19 protein-coding genes are annotated in these 26618 nt (G+C 42.9%); 14 read left to right on the forward strand and 5 right to left on the reverse strand.

What is annotated here, in order from left to right:
- The first annotated feature begins 136 nt into the window (after window positions 1-136).
- The 3 genes from WKV44_07120 to WKV44_07130 all read left to right on the forward strand — a co-directional run bounded on the left by WKV44_07120 (window position 137) and on the right by WKV44_07130 (window position 2735).
- Window positions 137-991 (forward strand): lysophospholipase, encoded by an 855-nt coding sequence (locus tag WKV44_07120; GenBank protein MEM5948311.1) that lies wholly within the window; start codon window positions 137-139, stop codon window positions 989-991.
- A 99-nt stretch (window positions 992-1090) separates the two neighbouring features.
- Window positions 1091-1405 carry a Trp family transcriptional regulator gene (locus WKV44_07125; protein MEM5948312.1) on the forward strand — a complete coding sequence of 105 codons (315 nt, stop codon included), beginning with the start codon at window positions 1091-1093 and terminating at the stop codon, window positions 1403-1405.
- A gap of 10 nt (window positions 1406-1415) precedes the next feature.
- Window positions 1416-2735: a TrpB-like pyridoxal phosphate-dependent enzyme gene (locus tag WKV44_07130; protein ID MEM5948313.1), complete on the forward strand. Its 1320-nt coding sequence runs from the start codon at window positions 1416-1418 to the stop codon at window positions 2733-2735.
- Window positions 2736-2778: 43 nt separating this feature from the next.
- Here the strand turns inward: WKV44_07130 and WKV44_07135 are convergent, their stop codons facing one another.
- The gene (locus WKV44_07135) at window positions 2779-4854 is read right to left on the reverse strand and encodes a 7TM diverse intracellular signaling domain-containing protein (GenBank protein ID MEM5948314.1); all 2076 of its coding nucleotides are present in this window, start codon (window positions 4852-4854) and stop codon (window positions 2779-2781) included.
- A 391-nt stretch (window positions 4855-5245) separates the two neighbouring features.
- On the opposite strand from WKV44_07135, the gene ppdK reads away from it, so the two are divergent.
- Together ppdK and WKV44_07145 are read left to right on the forward strand one after the other, a co-directional pair.
- Complete coding sequence (gene ppdK / locus WKV44_07140) at window positions 5246-7912, forward strand: pyruvate, phosphate dikinase (GenBank protein MEM5948315.1); 2667 nt, start codon at window positions 5246-5248, stop codon at window positions 7910-7912.
- Window positions 7905-8681, forward strand: coding sequence for a DNA repair protein (locus tag WKV44_07145; protein MEM5948316.1), 777 nt, complete (start codon window positions 7905-7907; stop codon window positions 8679-8681). The genes ppdK and WKV44_07145 overlap by 8 nt, the downstream gene beginning before the upstream one ends.
- Here WKV44_07145 and lipB read toward each other — a convergent pair.
- The gene (gene lipB, locus WKV44_07150) at window positions 8636-9313 is read right to left on the reverse strand and encodes a lipoyl(octanoyl) transferase LipB (GenBank protein MEM5948317.1); all 678 of its coding nucleotides are present in this window, start codon (window positions 9311-9313) and stop codon (window positions 8636-8638) included. The two genes, WKV44_07145 and lipB, sit on opposite strands and share 46 nt — an antisense overlap.
- A gap of 36 nt (window positions 9314-9349) precedes the next feature.
- On the opposite strand from lipB, the gene lysS reads away from it, so the two are divergent.
- Entirely contained in the window at window positions 9350-10936 is a 1587-nt protein-coding gene (gene lysS, locus WKV44_07155; GenBank protein MEM5948318.1) for a lysine--tRNA ligase, read from the forward strand.
- A gap of 72 nt (window positions 10937-11008) precedes the next feature.
- Window positions 11009-11332 (forward strand): hypothetical protein, encoded by a 324-nt coding sequence (locus WKV44_07160; protein MEM5948319.1) that lies wholly within the window; start codon window positions 11009-11011, stop codon window positions 11330-11332.
- 182 nt (window positions 11333-11514) lie between these two features.
- Here the strand turns inward: WKV44_07160 and adhE are convergent, their stop codons facing one another.
- The gene (gene adhE, locus WKV44_07165) at window positions 11515-14148 is read right to left on the reverse strand and encodes a bifunctional acetaldehyde-CoA/alcohol dehydrogenase (protein MEM5948320.1); all 2634 of its coding nucleotides are present in this window, start codon (window positions 14146-14148) and stop codon (window positions 11515-11517) included.
- Window positions 14149-14389: 241 nt separating this feature from the next.
- The gene (locus WKV44_07170; GenBank protein MEM5948321.1) at window positions 14390-16249 is read right to left on the reverse strand and encodes an NERD domain-containing protein; all 1860 of its coding nucleotides are present in this window, start codon (window positions 16247-16249) and stop codon (window positions 14390-14392) included.
- Between the two features lie 110 nt (window positions 16250-16359).
- On the opposite strand from WKV44_07170, the gene WKV44_07175 reads away from it, so the two are divergent.
- From WKV44_07175 to hydF, 6 genes are all read left to right on the forward strand, one after another.
- Window positions 16360-16770 (forward strand): secondary thiamine-phosphate synthase enzyme YjbQ, encoded by a 411-nt coding sequence (locus WKV44_07175; GenBank protein MEM5948322.1) that lies wholly within the window; start codon window positions 16360-16362, stop codon window positions 16768-16770.
- Between the two features lie 378 nt (window positions 16771-17148).
- Window positions 17149-17400, forward strand: a complete 252-nt coding sequence (locus WKV44_07180; GenBank protein ID MEM5948323.1) for a TM1266 family iron-only hydrogenase system putative regulator — start codon at window positions 17149-17151, stop codon at window positions 17398-17400.
- A gap of 18 nt (window positions 17401-17418) precedes the next feature.
- Window positions 17419-18828, forward strand: a complete 1410-nt coding sequence (gene hydG, locus WKV44_07185; protein ID MEM5948324.1) for a [FeFe] hydrogenase H-cluster radical SAM maturase HydG — start codon at window positions 17419-17421, stop codon at window positions 18826-18828.
- A gap of 207 nt (window positions 18829-19035) precedes the next feature.
- On the forward strand, window positions 19036-20100 hold the full coding sequence (hydE, locus tag WKV44_07190) for a [FeFe] hydrogenase H-cluster radical SAM maturase HydE (GenBank protein MEM5948325.1): 1065 nt from the start codon (window positions 19036-19038) through the stop codon (window positions 20098-20100).
- A complete protein-coding gene (locus WKV44_07195) occupies window positions 20078-21421 on the forward strand; it encodes a lyase family protein (GenBank protein MEM5948326.1) in 1344 nt (447 codons plus the stop codon). Before hydE ends, WKV44_07195 begins: the two co-directional genes overlap by 23 nt.
- Window positions 21418-22635 carry a [FeFe] hydrogenase H-cluster maturation GTPase HydF gene (hydF, locus tag WKV44_07200; GenBank protein MEM5948327.1) on the forward strand — a complete coding sequence of 406 codons (1218 nt, stop codon included), beginning with the start codon at window positions 21418-21420 and terminating at the stop codon, window positions 22633-22635. Before WKV44_07195 ends, hydF begins: the two co-directional genes overlap by 4 nt.
- 207 nt (window positions 22636-22842) lie before the next feature.
- Here the strand turns inward: hydF and WKV44_07205 are convergent, their stop codons facing one another.
- Complete coding sequence (locus WKV44_07205; protein MEM5948328.1) at window positions 22843-25443, reverse strand: hypothetical protein; 2601 nt, start codon at window positions 25441-25443, stop codon at window positions 22843-22845.
- 101 nt (window positions 25444-25544) lie between these two features.
- Between WKV44_07205 and WKV44_07210 the strand changes: the two genes are divergently transcribed.
- Window positions 25545-26582, forward strand: a complete 1038-nt coding sequence (locus WKV44_07210) for a protein-L-isoaspartate O-methyltransferase (protein ID MEM5948329.1) — start codon at window positions 25545-25547, stop codon at window positions 26580-26582.
- The last annotated feature ends 36 nt before the right edge of the window (window positions 26583-26618 follow it).

Consider the following 26618-nt stretch of genomic DNA (forward strand, 5'->3'; position numbering starts at 1 on the left):
TAATTATCTGCTTTACATCATGTGGCGCGCTCCCGACGTTCGGTATAATATTTATTTCTGTTAATGCTTATGGCTCTGGCAAAAAATCATTGCTTTTTTTTAGCTTGCCTTTATAATGTTTTCTAAGGAGTGTGCCATGGAATCGTTTTTGCCATACAGAGAGGTTTTTCTTGAGAACGATTTCTCTCGTAAGGGTGGTCGTATTTTCTTGCGTGTTTTTTCTCCGCACATTGCTCCTCAGGCTGTTGTGATTGTATCCCATGGCTTTGGAGAGCACTCTGGTATCTATGTGGAGTTTGCAGGTTATCTTGCTCAGCACGGGTTTCTTGTTGTCTGCCCTGATTTTCCTGGCCACGGGATAAGCTCCGGACGGCGCGGAGTTATAGATAGTCTTGATTCTTATCTACTCTGTCTGGATGCTGCCAGGATTTGGGCTGAGTCGGTATCGGACGGGCTATCTGTGTTTGTGGTAGGCCACAGTATGGGCGGGCTTATTGCGGCATGTTATGCCCTGTTTAGGCCGGAGTATGTGGCTGCCGTAGCACTTTCTGCCCCTGCGCTTTCTCTAGACGGTGTACCATCCTGGCAGAGATTTCTTGCTAATTCTGTTATGAGGTTGTTTCCGCACTTTAGGATGCATGTACGGCTTAATCTTCCTGATTTATCCAGGGATCCGGTTGCTCTTGCAAGGTTGTTGTCCGATCCGCTTTGTCATAATTATGGTAGTGTATCCATGCTCAAAGCTATGGAAGATGGCATAACAAGATTTAGAGAGAATGCAGAGCGCTATCCTGTTCCTGTCCTGCTAATGCAGGGAGAATTTGACAGAATTGTGCCTGCTGATGTCAATATGACTCTTTTTGACCTTTTTCCCTCTACGGATAAAGAGCTGCGTGTATATGACGGAGCTTTTCATCATCTTTTTATAGACCTCTGCAGAGAAGAAGTACAGGCTGATATCCTTTCCTGGTTAAAGAGTATTGCTATTTGATACAATTGAGAGCATCTTTTTATTTTTCTCGGTTGTCGGCTGATATTATGGATTGATTTTTCTCTTTACTTTGCATCTTTTTCGGGTTAATCTGTTTCTATGGAAAATAACGAGAAGACAAGAGACTATTTTAAGGAGCTTGTCAGCTACATATCTACGATAGATAATCCTGACAAGCTTATGAGATTTTTTGAAGAGATTCTTACCCCTGCGGAGAGAGCCCGACTTGCTCTAAGATGGGAGCTCATGGTGATGCTTGCGTATGGTTTTACACAGAGGGAAATCGCCGACAGGCTGGGTGTCAGCCTGTGTAAGGTAACAAGAGGTGCCAAGATATTAAAGGACCCGGAGTCTGTTACCTGGGAATTACTTGAAAAGATGGAGGAAAAACAAGGTGAAAAAGATCTTACTTGAAGAAAAGGAAATGCCAAGACAGTGGTACAACATTCTTGCGGATATGCCGGGTGCACCTATGGATCCGCCCCTCAATCCTGCAACAAAGAAACCAATGGGACCGGATGAGCTTGCAGCATTATTCCCCATGGCTCTGATAGAGCAGGAAGTCAGCACCCAGAGATGGATAGATATCCCAGAAGAAATATTGGATGTGCTTGCAATATGGCGGCCTTCTCCCCTATACAGGGCTTATAATCTTGAGAAAGCACTTGGTACACCAGCACGCATATACTTTAAGTGGGAGGGAGGCTCTCCACCGGGTTCTCATAAACCCAATACAGCAGTACCTCAGGCATACTACAATGCAAAAGAGGGGATTACCAAGCTTACTACGGAGACAGGAGCAGGACAGTGGGGAAGCAGCCTTGCCTTTGCCGGGCAGTTTTACGGGCTTGAGGTCAGAGTTTTTATGGTAAAGGTAAGCTATGAGGCAAAGCCCTTCCGCAGACTGCTTATGGAAACTTGGGGGGCGTCCTGTATTCCCAGTCCTTCTGATAAAACCGATGTGGGCAGAAGCATACTGGCAGAAGACCCCGAATGTCCGGGTTCTCTGGGTATAGCCATAAGTGAGGCTGTGGAAGAAGCTCTCAAGAGAGAGGATACCCACTATGCACTTGGCTCTGTCCTCAATCATGTTATTTTGCATCAGTCCATAATAGGGCTTGAAGCAAAAAAGCAGCTTGAGAAAGTAGGGGATTATCCTGATGTGGTTATAGGCTGCGTAGGAGGCGGTTCCAACTTCGGTGGTATTGCAGTACCCTTTGCCTACGACAAAATCAATGGCAAAGACCTTAGGATACTTGCTGCCGAGCCTGCTGCTTGTCCTTCCATAACCAGAGGTGTTTTTGCTTACGACTATGGTGATACAGGTAAAATGACACCTATGCTAAGAATGCACACACTTGGCCATGATTTTATCCCGCCTTCCATACATGCTGGAGGCCTGCGCTATCACGGGATGTCTCCCATAGTCTCAAAGCTTGTTGAAGAAGGCATAGCCGAGGCCAAGTCCTTCCATCAGAGAGGAATCTTTGATGCGGCTGTTCTCTTTGCCAGAACAGAAGGTTTTGTAGTCGCACCTGAGACGGCTCATGCCATAAAGGCCTGTGTTGACGAGGCCATACAGGCAAAAGAAGAAGGCAAAGAAAAAGTCATTCTTGTCAATGCATCAGGGCACGGACATTTTGATATGAACGCATATCACCAGTACTTTGAGAACAAGCTGGAGGATTATGAATATCCGGAAGAAAATATAAGAAAAGCACTGGAAGCTTTGCCAAAGATATAGATATAATAAACCGAAGCTGGCAGGCTCTTAGCCTGCCGCTCTTTTATTGAAGCTCGGGATAAGGAGTAAGCTCCATAGAATCCTTTCTTTTCCCGATGAGCTTGAGAATTCTTCCCAGATAGAATGCTGCTGCTTTGTCATCAGGATTTCTTGCAAGAAGAAGAGAAAAACCATCTTCTGCTTTGTCAAGTTCACCTGAGAAATAATAGTAAAGAGCTCTCTCAAACTCTGAGATAAGAGAAAGTTTTGCGCTGTCTTCTTCTGTTATAATCTCAAAAAGCGATATGACCTTGTTGTCTTTTTTATACCTTCCTACAAATCGCACATTGTTCTTCTCAAGTCTTGCAACTGCTGGGAAAAGGTTTTGACTTATAAGAGCGCATGAGCCAAGGACAGGAGCTATTTCCTCTACTATCATGGCATCGGGGAATACCCGTCCAACACCTGTTACTTCCATATGGGTGTTGTCTCCCACTATAGTAAAGGTTGCCTCACCTGCAGCTCCGCCTATTATAAGATGGGCGGATTGATATCCTGCTCTTTTTCTACCCTGATTATATTCTTTTATTGTGTAATACAATTCTTCTGCACATAGGATTGCATCTTCGTGGTTATCCGGGAAAAGAATCAGCATTCTCTCGCCAGAAAAACCTCTTATAAGCCCCCTGTGTCTGTGTACAACGGGTATCAAATGCCGTATATATGAGTTGAGAAAAGACTGCATATCCTCGGGCTCTATTTCTTCTGACGCTCCTACAATAGGAATAAGGCTTACACTCAATACAGCTATGTCTTTTTTTTCGTATTCGTTTCCCTCTAGCTCTTCCGGCTTCTCTACGCCAAGGAGTTTTAATAGCTCAAAGGGAACAAATGCCCTGTAAACCCTGGCAAGGTTTTCTGTTCTTTCTGCATTCTCTTTTATACTGATATACATTGAGGAGTATCTTCTTGCCTGTATAAGTGCCTGGAAAAGAAGGAATATGGCAAGCGTGTATTGAGATATAAAACCCGTACCTATTCCAAGACCATTGAATAGGCTGTCATTGATGACTCCCAAGGCAAGTATCGCAAAGGCTACAGTAAAAAGCAGGCTTGATTCTCTTTTGTTTTTGAGTGCTCTGCCTAGCCATATGAGCAGTATTAGTGCTGTAAATGCCAGATATACAAGATATATAAAATGATAATAAGCAAGTGATTTTACAGGCAAAACAATTGTCAGAAGTATTGAGAGGGTATTTACTCCGTATGTTAACTTTGAAAAAGTGCGGTATTCTTCTGATGGGAATAAAAAGTGGAAGAATACGACAATGCTTCCGGCTGCAAGGTATACTGCTGCTATTTCTATCTTTATAAGTATAGCTATGCTGACATAGGGCAGGAGCATATGTAATACTCTGCTTTCTGTAAGTCCAGCTCTTAATCCTATGGCAAATGAGAACAAGGCAAAGAATAGAAAACCATAGTCTCTAGCTTCTTTTCTTGCAGAAAAAAGAATGAGATGATAAAGTGCTATGACCATTATTGAGGCCATTACCAATGTGTCCAGAACGAGGTTGATTATATGCTTTCTGGATATGGTAGAAAGATATCCTATGTGTGGAAGAGTTCTTATCCCTCCAGAGAAATCCGTCTTATTGGCTATCTGTACTATAAGATAGAATTCTTTTGCAGGAGGATAGAAGCCTCCCATTGTTGTTTGCATGCTTTCTCTCAGCATGGTGAGATTATTGGATATATGTCCTATTTCTAATATTGTGTGGCCTCCTGCTATTATACGGACAGCTGATGATGCGTTTTTTATACGTATTGCAAGTGGCTTCGATACGGGGAAGGTTTGCAGTTTTATCTTGAATACATAGCTTGCAACGCCTTGTGCTGGGAAGGGGTTGCCTGTATCCGGGTTGGTGTAGTGTACCCACATGTCCGGTTTTATTCCTGAGAGGGTGGGGGTGACTCCATCTGTTGACTCAAGCAGTTTTCCCCAATAGAAGTCGCATACAGGATAAAGGTCTGTGCCTTTTATCAATTCTTGTGGGGATATGTATATGTCTTGTGCATGTATGGGTATTAATAATATGAGCCATAGGATATAGGCAAGAAGGCTTTTTTTATGATTCATTCTTTTATCATTATTCTCCAAAATCTCTAATTTCGCAATAAAAAATTGATTAAAATTTTTTTCTGATACTTGGCTGTTTCTCTATGTTTAACAGAAATAAAGGTTATTGTGCTTTTGTTTTTTGTGTGTTTTTTTAGCTTTAGTTTTTTTCCGCCGATAGGCAGCAGAGCCTGTATGGCAGGCTCTGCGTTCGGTATATTAAAATTCTGTTTTTTGCTTGAATTGCATAGTGTTTTTTATAATATTGTTAATATTGTTGTGCTTTGCTGTTTGTGTCTGTTTTTTTGTTGCGGGATATGTGTTTATTGGTTGTGCTTTAATTTAGTTGTTAAAACGGTTTTAATATGTTACACTGTTTGTCCAAATTAATTATTATTTTTTAGGGGGAAAAATGAGTAATAAATATGTTTATTTTTTTGGCAATGGTATGGCCGAGGGAGCTGCTTCTATGCGAGAACTCCTTGGTGGTAAGGGTGCCAATCTTGCAGAGATGACTTCGCTTGGTATTCCTGTGCCAGCGGGGTTTACTATTTCTACAGAGGTTTGCCAGCTCTATTATGAGAATGGTAGGTCTTATACAGATGAGATTGTAAAACAGGTAGAGGAAAATCTGATAAGGCTTGAGAAGGCTATGGGGCATGAGCTTGGTAATCCTGATAATCCGCTTTTTGTTTCTGTGCGCTCGGGTGCAGCAATCTCCATGCCTGGGATGATGGAGACTATTCTCAATCTTGGAATGAATGATGAGACTGTTGTGGGTTTTGCTTCCCAGACTTCTAATGAGCGGCTTGCTTGGGATTCTTATAGAAGGTTTATCCAGATGTACGGCAGTGTTGCTAAGGATATCCCTCATCATGATTTTGAGGAAATTTTGGCTGCTCTTAAGAAGGAGAAGGGTGTTGAGCTTGATACTGAGCTTGATGCTGAGGATCTCAAGGAGCTTGTGTCAAGGTATAAGGAGCTTTATAAGAGGGTCAAGGGCGAGGATTTCCCTCAGGATACAAAGGTACAGTTATGGGGTGCTATAGATGCTGTTTTTAACTCCTGGGAGAACGAAAGGGCTATCAAGTACAGGCAGATTAATAATATTAAGGGGCTCAAGGGTACTGCGGTCAATGTACAGGCTATGGTTTTTGGTAATTTTGGCGAGGATTCTGGTACTGGGGTTTGTTTTTCCCGTGATCCTTCTACGGGTGAGAATGTTTTTTATGGTGAGTTTCTTATGAATGCTCAGGGTGAGGATGTTGTTGCAGGTATCAGGACTCCTGAGAAACTTTCTACCCTTGCAGAGAAAAATCCTGAGATTTATAGGCAGCTTGAAGATGTAAAGAATAGGCTTGAGAAGCATTATAAGGATATGCAGGATATGGAGTTTACCATAGAGCATGGTAAGCTTTATATACTGCAGACAAGAAATGGTAAGAGAACAGGCCGTGCTGCTGTAAAGATTGCTCTGGATATGCATAAAGAAGGTCTTATCAGCAGGGAAGAGGCTGTCATGAGAGTTACTCCTGCCCAGATAGATCAGCTTCTTCATCCTATGATTGCAGCTTCTGATAGAAAGTCCAATAAGGCTATTGCTAAGGGGCTCAATGCTTCTCCCGGAGCTGCATGCGGTAAGATTGTCTTTACTGCATCTGAGGCTGAGAAAGAGGCTGAGAAAGGAGAGAAGGTTATACTGGTAAGAAAAGAAACTTCTCCCGAGGATATAGGGGGTATGCATGCTGCTCAGGGAATTCTTACTTCTACAGGTGGTATGACAAGCCATGCTGCTGTTGTTGCAAGGGGTATGGGGAAGCCAAGTGTTGTTGGTTGTAAGGATGTTGTTATTGATGGTGATTCCTGTCTCATATCTGGTCAAAGCTTTAATAAGGGTGATTGGGTTACAATAGACGGTGGTACGGGTGAAGTATTTGCTGGTAGATTGAATCTTGTCCCGCCTGCTATCACAGACGAGCTTAAGGAGTTTCTCTCTTGGGTTGATGAAATCAGGCTTTCTGCGAAAAGAAAGAATTGCCCGGAGAAGGGTTTTAAGGTCAGAACCAACGCTGATACGCCGGAGGATGCTCGTAAGGCCAGGGATTTTGGTGCGGAGGGTATAGGCTTGTGTAGAACAGAGCATATGTTCTTTGAGAAGGGCAAAATAGAAGCGTTTCGCGAGATGATTATTGCAGACTCGGAGATTTCAAGAAAAAAGGCGCTTGAAAAGATTCTTCCTCTTCAGAAAAAGGATTTTACTGGTATTTTTAAGGAAATGGCAGGGTTGCCGGTTACCATAAGGCTTCTAGATCCTCCTCTCCATGAGTTTGTCCATATGTCTCATTCGGAACTCGAGGAACTTTCCATGACTTCCGGTATTCCTCAGGATGTGATAAGGCAGAGGATAGATGCTCTCAAGGAGCAGAATCCCATGCTGGGTCACAGGGGCTGCCGTCTGGGTATAACCTATCCAGAGATTTATGAGATGCAGGCAGAGGCAATCCTGAGTGCAGCATGTGAGGTTGCTGTATCAGGTGAGTCTGTAATACCTGAGATTATGATTCCGCTTGTGGGTTCTGTAAAAGAGCTTGTATACCTTAAAGAGCGGATAGTTGCTGTTGCAGACAGGGTTATTGCATCTTATGGTGCGACTGTTACGTATAAAGTGGGTACAATGATTGAGGTGCCGCGTGCTGCTCTTGTTGCGGATAAGATTGCAGAGCATGCTGAGTTTTTCTCCTTCGGCACCAATGATCTTACTCAGATGACTTTTGGTTTTTCTCGCGATGATGTGGGGTCTTTTTTGCCGGACTATCTTAAGCTTGACATGTTTGAGGTTGATCCCTTTGCTTCTCTTGATACGGAGGGTGTGGGGCAGCTTGTTGCTCTCGCTGCTCAGAGAGGAAGAAACACACGTCCTGATATCAAGCTTGGTATATGCGGAGAGCATGGTGGGGATCCTTCATCTATAGAATTTTGCTATAAGACAGGGCTCAACTATGTTTCTTGTTCTCCTTATAGAGTGCCTATTGCAAGGCTTGCTGCAGCACAGGCTGTTATAAAAAACAAGGATGTCTGATAAAAAACAGGATGGTTGTTACAAGGAGGAGCGGGTATTTGCTCCTCCTCTTTTGCATGAGGTTTATGATCTTCTCTTTTCTGTCTACGGGCCACAAGGCTGGTGGCCTCTTGTATCAAAAGCCGGCAGGGATGGTTTTGACTGCAATGGTTATCATCCGGGGATTGTTTATGTACCGGATTTTTATGAAGCCTTTGAAATTGCGGCAGGGGCTGTACTGGTGCAGAATACTGCTTGGAGCAATGCTTCTATTGCAGTAAAGGCGCTGTATGATGCAAGTCTGCTTTCTCCTGTAAGGCTTGCGGATACGGATACGGAGAGTCTTTTTCCTATTGTGCGTTCTAGCGGTTATTTTAGGCAGAAGTCTATCCGACTAAAGGCGCTAGCATCTTTTTTTGCAGGTTTATCGAGTCCTCCTACCAGAGCAGAGCTTATGGATATAAAGGGGATAGGTAAAGAAACTGCGGATTCTATTCTTCTCTATGGTTTTGATAAGCCTTTTTTTGTTGTGGATGCATATACCAGAAGGATTTTTTACAGGCTGGGATATCTTTCAGATGAAAAGGCTTCCTACGACTTTGTTGCTTCTGTGTTCACAGAGGTCCTTGACAAGGATACCGAGCTGTACAGAGAGTATCATGCCCTTATTGTGGAGCATGCCAAGCGATATTGCAGAAAAAAGCCATGCTGCCATGGTTGTCCTCTTGCGAACAGGTGTGCATATTACAAAGATAGAACGTCAGAGAGTTCTGCTGCAGATAGATTATAAGAGAAAAGCTCTGCAAAATGTCTTGCATAGATAGTGGCTATTTCTTCCAGACTGTATGTTGTACCTGTTTCTTTTTCTATGCTTGTTACACCTCTATCTTTTATGCCGCAGGGGACAATCCAGTCAAAACAGGATAGGTCTGTTGTAACATTGAGGGCAAGACCGTGCATTGTAACCCTGTCTCTTATTGCGATTCCCAGTGCCATTATCTTATCATTCCCTGTCCATACACCTGGATGTTTCTCATCACGTCCTGCTTTTATGCCCACTTCTGACAAAGCTCTTATTGCAGCTTCTTCTATGTCATGTACGAGTTTTTTTACAGAGAGGCCTTTTTGTATTTTTATTATAAAGTATATGACAAGTTGTCCTGGCCCATGATAGGTAACTTCTCCTCCACGTTCTGTCTTATAAACAGAAACGGATTTTGCTTTGAGCTCTTCTTGCGACAGCAGTATTAGCTCCGATTTGTTGCGTGTTCCCATAGTTATTACGTGGGGATGCTCTACTATGAGGATGGTATCTATTATTTTATCTTCTTTTCTAAGTGTATGGAGCCTGTGCTGTATATCCCATGCTTCTTTGTAATCCATATAACCCAGTTGTATTATATTTGCCTTTTGCATATCCATTGCCTTTTAACACATAAGTATATATAATTGCCAGCTATGAGTATACCACAAAAACCAGTAAGTTCGCAGTGGGCGGATGTTGCCGCCTTTAGAATACTGCAGGAAAAGGGCGATAAAGAGCAATATGTTTGCGCATCCGGTATAACCCCCTCCGGAACCGTCCACATAGGAAATTTTAGAGAAATAATAAGTGTTGATCTTGTAGTGAGGGCATTGAGAAACTTGGGTAAAAAAGTGCGGTTTATATATTCCTGGGACGAATATGATGTTTTTAGAAAAGTTCCCAAGAATATGCCTGACCCGCAAAAACTTGAAAAGTATCTGAGATGGCCTATAACTCTGGTGCCAGATCCTTGGGGCAAGGAAGACTCGTATGCAAGAGCCCATGAGAAAGAGGTGGAAAAGCTCTTGCCTCTTGTGGGTATAGAGCCTGAGTTTATATACCAGGCAAAGGAATATAATTCCTGCCGGTATGCGGAGGGCATAAAAAAAGCTCTGGAAAAAAGAGAAGTCATAATGAAGATTCTCAATCAGTACAGAAAAGAGCCTCTCGCTTCTGACTGGCAGCCTGTAAGCATATTTTGTTCTTCCTGTAATAGGGACACAACCAGTGTATCCGACTGGGACGGAGAATATGGACTTTCCTACTCCTGTCAATCTTGCGGACACAGTGAGATAATGGATTTTAGAAAGCAGGGGAATGTAAAGCTTCTTTGGCGTATTGACTGGCCTATGCGTTGGAGAGAAGAACAGGTGGATTTTGAACCTGCTGGAAAGGACCATCACTCTGAGGGAGGCTCCTTTGATACTGCAAAGCAGATAGTAAAGGAAGTCTACGACTGGCAGCCTCCTGCTACGTTTCAGTATGACTTTATCAGTATCAAGGGTAGAGGAGGCAAGATATCCTCATCTTCTGGAGAGGTGATAAGCCTTGCTGATGTTCTAGAAGTATACCAGCCAGAAGTTGTGCGCTACATGTTTGCAGGTACAAGGCCTAATACTGAGTTTGCAATATCCTTTGATTTGGATGTTATAAAAATTTACGAAGACTATGACAAATGTGAGCGCATATATTATGGTGCAGAAAAAATGGACGAGAAAAAAGCTCTTAGAGAAAAGAGGACATACGAGTATTCTCAGGTCCACTCTGTGCCGGATAAAATGCCTCTGCAAGTTCCATTTCGTCATCTTACCACGCTTATCCAGATACACAATGGCGATGCGGATGCACTTTGTGCAATGTTTCCAGAGGCGGATGCAGAAAGTCTTAAGCGGCTTAGGACAAGAGCTATATGTGCGTGGAACTGGGTGAGAAACTTTGCTCCGGAAGATTTCCGCTTTTCTCTTAGAGTCGATGACGACACGACAGAAGAATTGTCCGATACGGAGCTGAAAATTGTAAAGACATTGAGAGAAACACTAGAAGAAAACTGGGATAATTTTGACGAAAAGACTCTAGGAGAGACATTTTATGCAATTTGTCAGGAAAACGGCAAAGAAGCAAAAGAAGTGTTTCCTGTGATATATAAAATCCTTCTGGGAAAAGAGCGCGGACCTAGACTTGCAAGCTTTATCCTGACGGTAGGAAAGGAAAAGGTTCAAAAAATCCTAAAAAGATACTAGTTTTTTTGCTTTGCAAAAAAGCAGGAGGCCATTTATAATTGTTATATAGATAGAGCACCCCAAGGAGTATATATGCGCCACACCACAACCTTGAGAATAGTACCTGATTATAATTTTCCTTTTTCAAAAATGGTAGTCTCTCCTCTGGACGGAGCCGACCTTAATCTCATAAGTGCCTGCTATACTCTCAAGCTCTTTGTAAATGTTTCGCTTGAGACCTTTAGTGCTGATGTTGGCAATGGTTTCCAGATACAGCTTTATCTTGAGCATCGATGCAAGCAGGGAACACTGGAGATGTCTCGTGCATTCTGGGAAAAGCTTGGCAAACCTAGGGAAGCAGCTATCCTTGTAGATGATGCAGGACAAAAAGCTCTTCTCCTTACAAGAAAAGGTTAAATAAAACAGTCCGAACGCAGAAGGCACGCCTGAAAAATATCTCAAGGGCTAAGCGCCTTCTGCTGCCTGCGGCGCATAAAAAGCACAGCAGGGCAGTGTCTCCTTCCTATATCCTGTTGCCCTAAGGCAGCTTAAGGCGGCCAGTCTAGGCCGCCTTAAGCGTTCGGTATAACCGGTCTTTTTTATTTTTTTGCTTCTTTCCCGTAGTATGCTTTCTTATAGATTTCTGCAATCTCACTTACAAGTGGATAGCGCGGATTTGCTCCTGTGCACTGATCATCAAATGCCATCTCCGAGAGTTTTTCAAGATTGCTCAAAAAGGCCTCTTCTTTTATTCCGAGCTGTTGTATGCTTGCAGGAATTGCAAGCTTTGTTTTGAGCTGTTCTATAGCTTCTATGAGTTTTTCTACTTTCTGCTCTGTGTTTCTTCCGCCCAGATTGAGATAGTCCGCTATGCGGGCATATTTTTCCTGTGCAGTCGGATACTTGTACTGCGGGAAGGCTGTCTGCTTTGTGGGGGACGGTGTTGCATTGTATCTGATTATGTCCGTTATGAGCAGAGCGTTTGCAAGTCCGTGGGGAATGTTAAAGGCTGCACCCATCTTATGTGCCATGGAGTGGCATATGCCAAGGAATGCATTGGCAAAGGCCATTCCTGCTATTGTTGCAGCATAAGCCATTTTTTCACGTGCTGCGGGATTTTTTGCTCCGTCTTTCCATGCTGCTGGAAGATTGTCAAAGATGAGCTTTATTGCCTCAAGGCAGAGTCCGTCCGTATATTCTGTTGCCATTACTGATACGTAGGCTTCTAGAGCATGAACTAGGGCATCCAGTCCCGAGTAGGCTGTAAGGCTTGCCGGCATATCCATTGTAAGGTTGGGGTCTATTATTGCCATATCCGGAGTAATTGCATAGTCTGCTATGGGATACTTTGTTCCTGTTTTGTTATCTGTTACAACTGCAAAAGGCGTCACTTCTGAGCCTGTCCCACTTGTCGTTGGGATTGCGACAAATACTGCTTTTTTGCCGATCTCCGGGAACTTGTATATCCTTTTTCTCATATCCATAAAACGCATTGCAAGATCTGCAAACTTTATGCCCGGCTGCTCGTACATAAGCCACATTATTTTTGCTGCATCCATTGGGCTTCCGCCTCCAATGGCTATTATTACATCTGGATTATAGGTGTTTAATATATCCGTACCCTTGTATATGGTATCTATATCCGGATCCGGTTTTACATCTGCAAAAATTTCTATCCGTATGCCCATAGCTGTCAGAACGTTTTCTATTTTTTTTGTATATCCGTTGTCATATAAAAACTTGTCCGTGACAATAAAGGCTCTAGTTTTACCTGCAAGATCCTTGAGCCCCTCTTCTATTGCATTTTGTTTAAAGTATATTCTGGATGGCACTCTAAACCACAACATGTTTTCTCTCCTTGCCGCAACTGTCTTTATATTGATGAGATGTTTTGTTCCTACATTTTCGCTTGTTGCGTTTCCGCCCCAGCTTCCGCATCCAAGTGTGAGGGATGGCTCAAGGCGAAAGTTGTATATATCACCTATTGCCCCGTGGCTGGAAGGCATATTTACAAGCACCCTTCCTGCTGCCATCATACTGGAAAAATAGTCTATTCTTTCTTTGTTGTTTTCGTCCGTATACAATACAGCAGTGTGCCCCATACCTTCTAGTCTTACTTCTTCCATTGCTATGCGGCATGCATCATCAAAATCCTTTGCTTTAAACATTGCAAGTACTGGGGACAGCTTTTCTCTTGCAAATGGCTCATCTTCTCTTACTTCCTGTATCTCACCTATAAGCACCTTTGTATCTTCTGGCACATCAATACCTGCCATCTTTGCAATCTTTATGGCTTTTTGGCCTACTATTTCTGCATTGATTCTTCCATCTTTTAATATTATGGAAGCAAGTTTTTTCTTTTCTACCTCGTTTAGAATATATGCTCCGCGCGCAGAAAACTCTCTTTTTACAGCCTCATAGATATCCTTTACTACGACGACGGACTGTTCGCTTGCACAAATTACTCCGTTATCAAAGGATTTACTCAAAAGTATGGAGCTTACTGCCATCTTGATATCGCATGTTTCGTCCATAACAGCAGGAGTATTTCCTGACCCCACACCAATTGCCGGCGTCCCGGAAGAATACGCAGCTTTTACCATTCCTGGACCACCTGTTGCAAGAATAAGATTGATTCCCTTATGTCCCATAAGAGCAGAAGAAAGTTCCAGTGTAGGCTCATCAATCCAGCCTATTATATCCTCAGGCGCGCCTGCTGCGACTGCTGCATCAAGAATAATCCTTGCGGCCTCCACCGTACACTTTTTGGCTCTTGGGTGTGGAGAAAAAATTATAGCATTGCGAGTTTTTAATGCAAGCAAACTCTTAAAAATAGTGGTTGATGTAGGATTTGTTGTTGGAATAATACCTGCAATTACACCAACAGGCTCTGCAATCTTTTTTATTCCGGCAGCAGTATCTTCTTCTATTATACCGCAGGTTTTCTCTGCAGCATATTTGTTATAGATAAACTCTGCCGCAAAGTGGTTTTTTATAACCTTGTCCTCAAAGATACCCATTCCGGTTTCTTCTACAGCCAGCTTTGCAAGCGCAATTCTGTGCTCATTTGCCGCAAGGGCAGCATGCCGGAAGATAACATCTGTCTGCTCCTGAGAAAAAGAAGCAAAAATTCTCTGTGCCTTGCTCACTCTGTCAACCAGGCGATTTAGATCGTCAAGTGTCTTTATGCTCATGTTATTCTCCTTGTCTTGCTGGTGTGAAAATTTTCCCAGCAGTGTTGTGGATAATATGATAAAAAAATATAGAAATGTCAATATAGAATATTAAAATATAGATAAAAAAATATAATATACTGAACGCAGAAGGCGCACGTAGAAATAGAAAATGCTCACAGGCTAAGCGCCTTCTGCTGCCTGCGGCACATAAAAAGCACAGAGAGTGTGCGACTTATGCTTCCTGTTTCCCAAAGATAGCACAGCCCGTGCAGCGGGCTGTGCGTTCGGTATCGAGTATTTATTCTTCTATTTCTATGATGTAAAGAAGGAATCTTGCGCGGGTTATAGCAACGTACAGAAGTTCGTTGCGTTTTTCCAGTTTTTTTGTTTCTGGATGAAGCACTAATATCACTGCATCCGACTCCAGTCCTTTGAATCTTCTTACCGAACGCAGACGGACGTATTTGCCGGAGTCGCCTTTGCCGCTTTCTGTGAGTTTAAATGGCCCGACTTGTTTTTCTTCTCTAAAGGCTGAGTCTTTTACTGATGTGTCTGTGAGTACTATTATGTTTTTATTGGCTATTTTTTCCTGTTCTATTAGCTCTGTAAGAAGTCTGCCTGTTTCTTCTCTTGCTTCTCTTTCTGTTTTTACATATATCACTTTGGGCTCCAGTCCTCTTATGTCTATTGATTCTGCTGTCTTGCCCAAGTCGGTTCTGCTTATTGCGTAGTCATGGATTGCTTGTGTGTTTCTTATGTTTTTTCTCAGTTTGTACAGATAGGGGTTTACGTTATAGTTGTTTATTAGTTCTATTACAGGGAGCTGGCCTTTTTTTGCAAATATGTTCTGGTTGTCGTCGTAGAAAATGTAGACAATCCTGTTTCTTTTGCTTTGCATAAGTTTTAACAGGCAATCACACCATGTCTTTTTAAAGTCCTGTGCCTCGTCTATTATTATGGCATCGTATTTTTCTGCTTGGTAGGACGGGTCGTCAAGTATTGTAAGAAGAGCCATGGGGGTGTTAAAGTCAAAGTAGCCTTCCTCGTTTTCTTCCAGAAGTGATTCCAAAACTTTGTATAGTCTGCTGTCAAGTTCTTGATATTCTTTTATTATTTCCCAGGGTTCTGCTATGCTTTCCTGTCCTGATAAAAGTCCTATAAGATCATATGGTTTGTCTATCTTTCTGTCGGGATATAGTCTGCGTGATATTTCTAGAAAAATTGTTTCCTGTTTATCGTCCTGTCTTGTGAGAAAAAAAAGATATTCTCTTAAAAGGTGATTTGCATATCCGTGAAATGTGTATATGTGAGGTTTGTTTTTTTCTGTATCGCCCTGTATGCTATCTATTATTTCTGCTATCTGCTGTCTTAGATATTTGTTATAACAAAGGAATAGGCATTTTTTGCCTTCTCTTGCCAATCTCATAGCCTTTTTTATTGCAATCCATGTCTTTCCTGTGCCTGCTGTGCCCTGGAAAGCTGCTCTGTTCTTATCCTCCAGTATATCAAGAAGATAATCCTGAAAAAAATCCAGTCTTGATATCTCCTCTTTTTGTGTTTCCATTGCAGCTCTTATGGATAGGTGCATATGAAGAGTTGGCTTTAGCATATTGCAGAAAATTGGTATATGACTACTGGAGAATTGGTTAGCTTTGTATGAGGGGAAAACAAAGAGTTCTTCTATCCACTCTGCTATAGTGTCAATATGCTGGTTAAATAGCACATTGTTTTTATTCATTTGTGGATGTATGTATGAGGCATCATAGCTTGTCTGGGGAAAACAGACTGCATAGTTTGCCATACCGGAAAAGTTTTCTTTGCTAACATGTCTAAAGTGGTCAAGTAAGAAATACATACCGTTTCTTGCCTGAGAAAAGGGGTTTTTTATCTTGTATTTTCCCTTCTCATTATTGGTATACCATGTATCAGACTCTATGGAGATAGTTCCTCCTTTTATCTCCAGAACTATAAATCCTTTATCCGGATTTACTACAATAAAATCCAGTTCTCTGGGGATATTTTTATCTTCTGTCCACTGAAAAGAGTGGTAAATGCTGTATTTGTCCGACAGGTTTTTCTTTAATGCCGAATATATTATTCTTTCTGCGTAGGATATTTCCGCTGTCTCGGGAAGGCTTGCGGGATACATTATTGCCATGATGGGATTATATTTGAGTTTTTTACTGCTTTCAACAACTTTTTTTTTCTGTTACGGCTAGAGTTTTTTTGCTATGATTATGATCCTAGAGATGATATATGGAGGTTTGTATGAGAGAAATTATTTCTGTTTCTACTGGCCGGAGGGAAGAGCTTGTAGATATAACTGATCATGTTAAAGATATTGTAAAAAAGTCCGGTGTGGAAAACGGGTTGTGTTCTGTCTATGTGCAGGGTGCGACTGCTGCTATAATGATACAGGAGAACTGGGATGATTCTGTTCAGGAAGATGTTGTTGATTTTCTTTCTAGAATCATACCGCGTGGTATATGGCGGCATGATATGCAGGATGGTAATGGCGATTCTCATCTCAAGGCAGGACTCATAGGTCCGTCTGAGAACATTCCCGTGATAGACGGCAGGTTAGGGCTTTCTCGTTGGCAGAACATATTTTTATGTGAGTTTGATGGACCTAGAAAAAGACGGGATGTAGTTGTGACACTAATATCCGACAGGGCTTAAAAATTTCTGTTATCCGTATGTTTTGTGTCATCCTACAGTTAAAAATAATGGAGAGGATGTGTTTTCTTAAGTAGCAGATGAAAAGGGATTGTGTTTTGATAAAGGGGTAGGTGTTTTAAATCTCTGATAGATTGGAAAAAGAGAAATTTGTTTTATGCCGCAGGCAGGAGGGACTGCGCAGTTTTGCTTTTGTTTTTTGTTTTGTGCGCAGTCCTGACGTTCGGTTTATTTAATATTTTATTGATAAAAAAATATTGACAATTTCTTTTTTGTGTTTTATTGTTATTTTATAGTTTTCTGAGAAAAGGCCGGTTTGCGCTGTTGGCGCACCCGTCTTTTTGAGGAATCCGTGAGTTTCTGATCCGGAGGTTTTTTCTGATGGAGAGGCGTCTTGGTGTTGTGTCTATCCTTTTACGGGATAAGGCGCTTGTTTCTAGGGTCAATTCTCTTTTGTCGGATTTTGCTCATCTTGTGCTTGGTAGGATGGGGCTGCCTCTGCGGGAAAAGGGTGTCAATGTGATTGCTCTGATTGTCGAGGGTTCTACGGATGAGCTTGGGGCTCTGACGGGTAGGTTGGGGCGTGTGGAGGGTGTCAGTGTGCGGTCACATCTCACGGATTTTAAGGAATAATCCTTGCGGAGGGTTTTTATGAATTCTGTTGTGTCTCGTTCCCTGGTAGAGAAGCCGTTTATAGATAGGGATAAGCTCTATGGGCTTTTGGATGCGCATGAGCCTTCTCCTGTGAGGCTTGGTGAGTTGCTCGATAAGGCTCTTAAGCTTGGCGGGCTTGAGCTTTCTGAGGTTGCCGAGCTTCTTAGGGTGGAGAGCTCTGAGGGTATAAGGCGTATTATGGAGGCTGCGCGTCTAGTAAAGCAGGAAATTTATGGTAAGCGTCTTGTGCTTTTTGCGCCTCTTTATGTTGCCAACTATTGTGATAATAATTGTGTTTATTGTGGTTTTAGAAAGGCTAATTCTTCTCTTAATCGTGTTGCTCTCAATCTTGGCGAGGTAAGGCAGGAGGTTGAGGCTCTTTTGAGGCAGGGGCATAAGAGGCTTCTCATGCTTATGGGTGAGTCAGAGAAGACTACTCTTGACTATTTTATAGAAACCATAAGGACTGCGTATTCCGTAAGGGTTGGGGAGCAGAATATAAGGCGTATCAATGTGGAGATTGCTCCTCTTACTGTGGAGGACTTTGCCCGTCTTAAGAAGGAGAATATAGGTACTTATGCTTGTTTTCAGGAGACTTATGACCCTGTTGCCTATAAGAAGTTTCATCCTTCTGGGCCCAAGTCCGATTATGAGTGGCGTCTTCTTGTTATGGACAGGGCTATGGAGGGCTGTATAGATGATGTGGGAATTGGTGCTCTCTTTGGTCTTGCAGATTACAGGTTTGAAGTGCTTGCGCTTATAGAGCATGCCAGGCATCTTGAAGCTGCTTTTGGCTGTGGCCCTCATACTGTGAGCGTACCTCGTCTGGAACCTGCTGAGGGTGCTCCTCTTGCTTCCAGACCACCGCATCCTGTGAGCGATGAGGATTTTAAAAAACTTGTTGCTGTTATAAGGCTTGCTCTTCCTTATACTGGTATAATTCTTTCTACACGCGAGAGCGAGGAGCTTAGAAATGAGCTTTTTAATTATGGTGTCAGCCAGATTTCTGCTGGGTCCCGTACTAATCCTGGTGCTTATGATGAGGATCATCCAGAGTCTGGTGCCCAGTTTTCTCTTGGCGACCATAGAAGCCTTGAGGAGGTTATTTCTTGTCTTATCGATCAGGGCTATGTTCCTTCCTTTTGTACTGGTTGTTACCGCAAGGGGCGTGTAGGTGCCGATTTTATGGATCTTGCAAAACCGGGGCTTATCAAAGCTTATTGTCTGCCCAATGCTCTTTTTACTTTTGCAGAGTATCTTGGGGATTTTGCTTCTCAGGATGTGCGTGCGCGCGGTATGGCTCTTATAAGAAGGCTTGCAGAGACAGAGGTGCCGGAGTCAAGGAGAGAGAAGACTCTTGCAGAGCTTGACAGTATTGCTGCCGGCCATAGGGATGTGTATTTCTAGGTGCTTTCTGTGGCTGGGGAGGTTTTGTCCTACTGTGTATAGAGTGTCCTGTGGTTTTTGATTGTTGCTTGTTATATGGTGGATAGATGATTAGCGGTTTTGTATTGTGTTTTATCTGGTACAAATGATTGCTATGTATATTTTATTTCTTTGTTTGCTGATTATTATTTTTAAAAAGGCTGTGTGGGTATTTTACCGGAGGAATGTGTGAATAGAGCTGATTTTTTTCTTGCCCAGCTGGATGAGGATTCTCCAGTCAAGGATTACATAAGAGAACTTTGGGCTCTTTCTCTTGATAAACTCAAGAGCATGGCAGATGATGCCTGCAAGAATACTTACGGAGATGAGGTCTATCTTAGGGGTCTTATAGAATATACCAATGTATGCAGGATGGATTGTCTGTATTGTGGTATAAGAAAGAGTAACGATAAGGTAAACAGATACAGACTTGATGAGGACTCAATACTTGCTGCAGTTGAGGAAGGCTATGGAAGAGGGTTTAGAACCTTTGTTCTACAGGGAGGAGAAGATCCTGAGTGGCCTGCAGAGAGGCTTGCACGTCTGGTTGCAAAAATAAAAGAACTCTGTAATTACGAGGTAGCGGTTACTTTAAGCTCTGGGCTTATGACCAAGGATGACTATGTTATTTTGCGTGATGCAGGTGCGGACAGGTATCTCATGCGTTTTGAGACTGCTGATTCTAAACTACATGAGAGGCTGAGGGGTGGTATAAGTTTGAGGCGTCGTATACAGGCTCTTCTGGATATGCGGGATGCGGGCTTTGAGCTTGGCTCAGGCTTTATGTGTGGTCTTCCCGGGGAAGATGATGAGGTTATGCTCAAAAACCTGTATCTTTGCAAGCTTCTTGAGCTTGATATGATTGGCATAGGGCCATTTATTCCTCATCCAGACACTCCGCTTAAGGATGCTCCTCAGCTTGGGCTTGAGCGCACATTAAAAGCCGAGGCAATCCTGAGGATAATTCTGCCTGGTGCAAACTTGCCTGCTACTACAGCTGCCGGTAGTCTACAACCTGACGGCAGGGAAAGGATGCTTGAGTGCGGGGCAAATGTGCTCATGCCCAACCTTACGCCTGTCATACACAAAAAGGATTATCTCCTTTACCCTGGGAAAATCTGTCTTGACGAGGATGGTTTTAAGTGTGTGTCCTGTCTCAGTCTCAGAGTTGCAAGTGTAGGGAAGAAAATTGTCTGGGACATAGGGACATCAAAAAACTATAAGGAAAGGAATGGTCATGTATCCCGGACCTGAGACAAAAAAGGCCTGTGATAATTTTGGTGAGGAAAGATTGCCCAGAGATCTTATAAGGGCTTATGGTGAGGTTAAGTTTGCTGTTCTCTCTGCTATACAGGAAGAGGAGGCCTTTTTCTCTGTGCTCCACTGGGAATGTATAAGTCTGGCAATAGAAGAGCTTATTTCCGGTCTTCTTGATGATTATCTCTGTATTCCTCTTATGCAGGGAGGAGCTGGCACGAGCATCAACATGTGCATCAACGAGACAATAGCGATGCGTGCCAACAGCCTTCTTGAGGAGAGAGGGGAAAAGGGACTTCTTGACTCTGTAGAGCACATCAACAGATATCAGTCCACCAATGATACCTTTACCACTGCAATCACAATTGCTGTCTTTAGAAAGCTTATAGAACTGGAAAAACTGGTAATAGATATACAAAAACTGCTTGCTGACAGAGAAAGAAGCTATGCAGGTATTCTCATGGCAGGAAGAACAGAGATGCAGGATGCCCTTCCCATTACTCTTGGGCAGGTTTTTGGTTCATGGGCAGGAATGTTTGAGCGTGACAGATGGCGTTTGAATAAGATAAAAGAGAGGTTAAGGACAATAGCTCTTGGTGGTACTGCTGTGGGGACGGGTTTCCCTGTACCTGCTAGCATAGTGTTTGCAAGCGAAGCTCGACTGAGAGAAATTACAGGGCTGCCGCTAGCAAGAAGCCAGAATCTTCCTGATGAGATAGCTAATCTGGATAAATATACTGAGCTAGCGCATGGTATCAGGCAAGTCTGTGACAATATTTTTAAACTTACAGGCGACCTTTTGATATATACATCCTCGCAGACAGGTGAACTTGTGCATCCTGAGCTGCAATCTGGTAGCAGCATAATGGCAGCTAAGACCAATCCTGTACTTTTGGAATATGCAAGAGGCCTCTCTATTGCAGCCTCATATTCTGCACTATCTGTGAGTGAGTATTCCAGAAACGGACAGCTCCAGCTCAATGCCTTTTTGCCCTTTGTCTGTGAGGAACTCTTTAGAGCTTTTGAGCTCGCAAAAAAGGCTCTGGCAGCATTGATAAGACTCATTCCCAAGCTGGAAGTAAACAAAAAAAGGATAGAAGAGAACCTTCTTCGTTCCCACATACTTCTCAATGCCCTTCTTCCTGTTATTGGATACAGACGAGTAAAGGAGCTCTATCACAGCCATCCCGAGCCTTTTTTAAGCACCCACGAGCTTGCAGACTATGCTGCGAAGAAAACCGGACTGGACAAAAAGAAGATATTGGAAGCAATAGACATAGATAACATAACATCCTTTGGCGGGAGAAAAAATGCATGAACAGCACACCACTTGCAGAAAGGCCGCGTATAGTAATTCTTGGAGAAACCAATGCGGGAAAGTCCAGCCTGCTCAATGCCATATTTGAAAAAGATGTGGCTATAATCTCTGATACTCCAGGAACAACAACGGACCCGGTAACACGCGCATACGAGTTGCCTGATGCAGGTCCTGTTGCCATAACGGATACTGCGGGGCTTGGTGACGATACTGAGCTTGGCGAGTTGCGTATGAAAAAAACACGCAGTATGATAGATGCCGCGGATATTGCGCTTGTTGTCTGTCCACTTGATAGGCCTCCGACTCAGCAGGAACTAAGTCTAATAGCAGAGCTCAGCAAAAGAAAAAAAAATTATCTTATAGCAGTGAGTTTTACTGACAAAACCCCAGACAGAAAAAGAGAACGCTGGCTGGAAGGAAAAGATCACATAAAAGTTTCGTCTGTAACAAAAGAAGGCGTGCCACAACTACGCAAAAAACTTGCAGAGCTTGTAAAAAAGACTGGTACGGAGCCAGGTCCGCTGGAAGGACTCATACAAGAAGGCCAGATGGTTTTGCTTGTAGTCCCCATAGACCTTGCTGCTCCGCAAGGAAGACTCATCTTGCCGCAGGTAGAAACCATAAGGAACGCGCTTGATTTTGATGCTCATGCGCTTGTAGTAAAAGAAAGGGAGCTCTATTCTGTCTACAGCAAACTCCCAGAGCCTCCCGCACTTGTGGTAACTGACAGCCAGGTATTCTTTAAAGTTGCAGCGGACATAGCCCCCGGACAGATGTTAACATCCTTCTCAATTCTCTTTGCCCGTAAAAAAGGACGCCTTTCCCAGTATGTAAGAGGCCTTGCCGCACTCACTGATTTTCCCCGCGGTAAAAAAGTCCTTGTTATAGAATCCTGCTCTCACCACAGAGGACCCGATGATATCGCCACGGTAAAAATCCCCAGATTATTCCATCAGCTTGTGGACTCCCGCATTGCCTTTGACCATGCCAGAGAATTACCGGAAGACCTCTCAGCTTATGGCCTTGTCATACATTGCGGTGGCTGTATGGTAGGCAGAAGCGCAATCCTGTCACGCTTAAGACGCCTTGCAGAAGCAGGAATACCTGTAACCAACTACGGACTTTTTCTTGCATGGGCGCACGGACTTTTGCCCAGAGCTCTTGAACCTTTCCCTTATGAATACGAACTTTATAAAAAAATAACAAGAAAATAGACCGAACGGCTTACCCGTGCTATATGCAGCCATACCATAAACTATGGGCACGGGTAAGCCTGCCTGCGGCAGATACAGAGCAAAAATAGTGGGCTGATTTTCTCTGCCTTTTGCCGAAGGCAGCGCCGGGACTCTGTTTGTCACGGCGCGTTCGGTATAAAAATACTGCAGCTGAAACTGCGGCTTATGTATATTTATTTCAATCTTTTATGCAAGAACAGTGTCGTCCTGTTGCTGAGAATTTTCTTTATCCTGCGGAATTTCTCCGGAGTTTTCGTTTACACTGTATGTTATGCCTGCTATGAGGTAGAGTACTATGCTTGTTGCAAGGAGCAGTTTAAAGCCACTTGCAACAGAGATGATTCTTGCCAGTGTAGCACCTGTTACGGAGAAACCGCCGTTCATACCCCATGCCCATGGCAGAAGATTAGGACGGTTCTTCTGAAGGCTGTCCAGCCCGTTGGGATAAGGCACACCCATGAAGAATGCCGGAGGAATGATTACGGCAAGGCTTATGAGCACTCTTATCAGCATGGAGTCGGAGCGGTGAGGGTAGAGCAGACTGTTGAGACCAAATATATAGAAGATAAGTGCAGCTGCTATTAGAATTGCGCTTGCAGGTACTATGTATCTTCTGTACTTGCTGAGGCCCATGCTTGCAAGATTGCCCAATGCGGATGATATCAACATGGCAGTAATTACTATACTCGTTGCATATGTTGTGTTTGCCAAAAATACTCCGAGGCGCTGGATAAGAAAGATTTCTACAAGCATGTAGCCTGCTCCCAGGCTTGCATAGTAAAGGATTACAGGGATTGTGCCCTTCCTGTTTTTAAACAGTGTTTTCCACTTGACCGCCACAGGAAGAGCTATAATGATTATACCGAATATCAATGATTGCAGGAATACTGCCAGAAACAGAAGATATCCCCATTCTTCTGCTACGTCTGGAAGCTGATCGAGATAGTCTCCAAGCCTGCCTAGCTTGAGATAGCCTGCATAGTACGGCCGCTCGTCTCGTGGGGGGCGTATATCAAAAATATAGTTTTCTTCTATTGTTTTTGCTTTTCCTGCCAGCATCACAGGGATTGCAGACCTGTAAGCATCGAGGTTGGTGTATGATTCTTCCTGTTTTGTTTCTGTTTTTTGGGATGCAATCTCTACTTGTTTATTCTTCTTGTTCTCAAAATGAGCATTGTATTTTTGTATTATCTTATCCAAGGGTATTGCATCAAGCTTTTTTACTGGAGTATAAATCAGCTCAAAAGACCTGGAGTCACAAAACTTACTCAGGTCATAAAGCTCCCCTTCTGTAAAAGGAGTTTTCTTTATAAGTATACTTGTCGTAGAGCGGAAAAGTCCGTAAGAAAAAAGATGCTTGCCGGGCTCCTCATATCCTTCCTCTCTCAGTGCTGTTATTATGCTATTTAACACACGAAGAACGTTTCTGGGAGGGTTGAGTCTGTCCCATAGTGTGATGGATATTATGCCTTTGTCATTCAGTGCACCCAGATAATCCTTAAAAGCCTCTACAGTATAAGTATAATCTTCATGTATGGGGTATCCACCCGCATCAGAAAGACCTATGGAGTCAACAAGGCTTATTTCTATAAGATTGTATTCTCCCCTGTGAGCTATTGCAAATGCTCTGGGATTTCCTTTTGTCAGATTTATTATTCTGTTACTGAGAACATCGCCGGTAAATTGTTTGATGTTGGGATCGTCCCTGAGAATATGTATCATGGACTCTGATGGTTCCACTATATCTATCTTTTTTGCCTTGTTATGCAGAGCTACTTGTGTGTTGGTTCCGCCGCTAAGGTTGATGAGCAAGACAGATGGTTTCTCCAATATCATATATGGAGCTGCCATAGGAAGATAATCCAGGTATTCTTTCTCGTCTTCTTCCAGCATTCCCATAACACCTATGGGACCATTGCCATCATTGTACATACCCCAAAAAGGCTGAGACGGCATTTTTTCCAGTTTTAGAGCAACGTTGTCAGAAAGTCCTGGAGCAAAGTGAAAGTACCTAGATGCGTATACATGATACTCTCCCTCCGGGCCAAAGGAATAATGTACCAACTTGGAGTCTGGATATTTTCTTACATAGCTTATTGCTTTATAATCGGATACTCGTATATCCGACCACATAAAAAGTGCGGTAAGTGCCAGAGCCGTGCTTATTGCCATTCCTATAAGATAATGTACTCTGAATCCTTTCTTGCCAGAATCAGAATCTTGTTCTGCTGTTACGAGAAAGGAAGCAAGTATGGCAAGAAAAAGTATGGGAAGAAGAAGGAACTTTACGGGAAGTACAAACATAAAAAGGATGATAAATATTCCGCCTATTCCGGAGCCTACCATATTGGAGAAATACAGAGCCTTAATCCTGTCCGACATTACTATAAAAAGTACGCCTATAAATACTGCAACAATGAAGAAAGGAACACCGTATAATATATAGTATCCTGCTATAAACCAGACTTGTCTGGAGTCTGCTCCTAGAAACACCGGATTAAAGGGAATAAGCTGTGCAAGAATTGTACAGAACACAAGTGCAATAGGTGTTATGATTGCAGACCATGAGAGTATTTGCTCTGCCCTTTGTTTTATCCAATCTATCGAGAGCGTGAGAATAATACCTGCTATACCCATCCCCAACAATGCAGTGGAAATAACCATGGAGCCAAAGTTGGTCCAGTTTCCAACGGAGAAGATACGCATTACATAAAGCTCGTAGGCTATTTCTACTACCGAAAGCAGAAAGAGTGCTATTAGTTTGTTAGTAGCTTTTTTCTTATCCATGGCAGGGAGTATACCTTAAAAAAACGTAATCATGCAATTATTTTTTTTTCTAGGATAAAAAAATAATTGACAGTAATAAAAAAGATTCTTAGTATGGCTGCATGAATATAACAAAGCTGTTTATACCTCTTGAGTATGTGCTGATATTTTTTCTTGGTCTGCTCATGGGCATTGTTTCTGTGACAGGTTTTTTGCTTTCTAGTATGTCTTCTGTAGAAAAAGTAGTTTCTTATGAAGAAGTAAAGGCACGTGAGATTGTAAGGCAGGCCATAGAAGAGACTGCAAGAAAAGATGCTCCGGAATACGGATATTCTTATGAGGCAAGCGATGAGTTTGACTATGATGCACCTGCTTTCGCTGCTTCCATGCCAGTGGATACCAAGGAAACCTGGCTCAACTGGATGTTGGAACACAGGGATGAGTCAGTTGAGTTTCTCAACAAGAGGTGGGAGCTTGCGCAATCCTTTGTAAAATCCGGCGAGCTAAAGCGCTTGGAAGATCTGCGGGCATTTCTGCTTACTCCGCGAGAACACTTTGTAAGAAAGGCCAACAAAGGCAAAGAATATGCGGATACATGGCTTCCTATAGGTTATGGTGCAACAATAACTGATCCTGATGTCGTATCGATGATGACTACAACACTCAATATATCTCCTGATGACAAGGTTCTGGAGATTGGCACAGGCTCCGGCTACCAGTCTGCTATCTTGTCCAACCTCACTAGACATGTATATACAATAGAAATAATAAAACCCTTATATGTGGAAACCCACAATCTTTATCTCAGTCTTTCCGATAAGTATCCCAACTACAAAAACATAAACAGAAAGCTGGGAGATGGATATTACGGATGGGAAAAACATGCTCCCTTTGATAAAATAATAATAACCTGCGGAATAGACCATATCCCGCCTGTATTGTTAAAGCAGCTCAAAGTTGGTGGTATCATGGTTCTTCCTCTGGGTCCTCCAGGTCGGCAGTACATAATGGAAATAAGAAAGAAAAAAGACGAGAACGGGAACATAGTCCTTACGAGAAGGGATGTGTATAACGGGCTCAGTGTGAGGTTTATACCCTTCCGTGACGAAAAAGGTCAGGCTTATTACCAATCGGTAGGAGAGGAAGAACAGGAAAAATAAAGAGATATGCAGCAGACCATTGGGTCTACTTTTTTT

The organism is Spirochaetia bacterium 38H-sp, assembly GCA_039023545.1.
Taxonomy (GTDB): Bacteria; Spirochaetota; Spirochaetia; order Winmispirales; family Winmispiraceae; genus Rarispira; species Rarispira pelagica.

Coding starts and splice junctions, on each gene's coding strand:
- WKV44_07120 (MEM5948311.1), top strand. CDS start 137: ATGGAATCGTTTTTGCCATACAGAGAGGTTTTTCTTGAGAACGATTTC.
- WKV44_07125 (MEM5948312.1), top strand. CDS start 1,091: ATGGAAAATAACGAGAAGACAAGAGACTATTTTAAGGAGCTTGTCAGC.
- WKV44_07130 (MEM5948313.1), top strand. CDS start 1,416: ATGCCAAGACAGTGGTACAACATTCTTGCGGATATGCCGGGTGCACCT.
- WKV44_07135 (MEM5948314.1), bottom strand. CDS start 4,854: ATGAATCATAAAAAAAGCCTTCTTGCCTATATCCTATGGCTCATATTA.
- ppdK (MEM5948315.1), top strand. CDS start 5,246: ATGAGTAATAAATATGTTTATTTTTTTGGCAATGGTATGGCCGAGGGA.
- WKV44_07145 (MEM5948316.1), top strand. CDS start 7,905: ATGTCTGATAAAAAACAGGATGGTTGTTACAAGGAGGAGCGGGTATTT.
- lipB (MEM5948317.1), bottom strand. CDS start 9,313: ATGGATATGCAAAAGGCAAATATAATACAACTGGGTTATATGGATTAC.
- lysS (MEM5948318.1), top strand. CDS start 9,350: ATGAGTATACCACAAAAACCAGTAAGTTCGCAGTGGGCGGATGTTGCC.
- WKV44_07160 (MEM5948319.1), top strand. CDS start 11,009: ATGCGCCACACCACAACCTTGAGAATAGTACCTGATTATAATTTTCCT.
- WKV44_07170 (MEM5948321.1), bottom strand. CDS start 16,249: ATGGCAATAATGTATCCCGCAAGCCTTCCCGAGACAGCGGAAATATCC.
- WKV44_07175 (MEM5948322.1), top strand. CDS start 16,360: ATGAGAGAAATTATTTCTGTTTCTACTGGCCGGAGGGAAGAGCTTGTA.
- WKV44_07180 (MEM5948323.1), top strand. CDS start 17,149: ATGGAGAGGCGTCTTGGTGTTGTGTCTATCCTTTTACGGGATAAGGCG.
- hydG (MEM5948324.1), top strand. CDS start 17,419: ATGAATTCTGTTGTGTCTCGTTCCCTGGTAGAGAAGCCGTTTATAGAT.
- WKV44_07195 (MEM5948326.1), top strand. CDS start 20,078: ATGGTCATGTATCCCGGACCTGAGACAAAAAAGGCCTGTGATAATTTT.
- hydF (MEM5948327.1), top strand. CDS start 21,418: ATGAACAGCACACCACTTGCAGAAAGGCCGCGTATAGTAATTCTTGGA.
- WKV44_07205 (MEM5948328.1), bottom strand. CDS start 25,443: ATGGATAAGAAAAAAGCTACTAACAAACTAATAGCACTCTTTCTGCTT.
- WKV44_07210 (MEM5948329.1), top strand. CDS start 25,545: ATGAATATAACAAAGCTGTTTATACCTCTTGAGTATGTGCTGATATTT.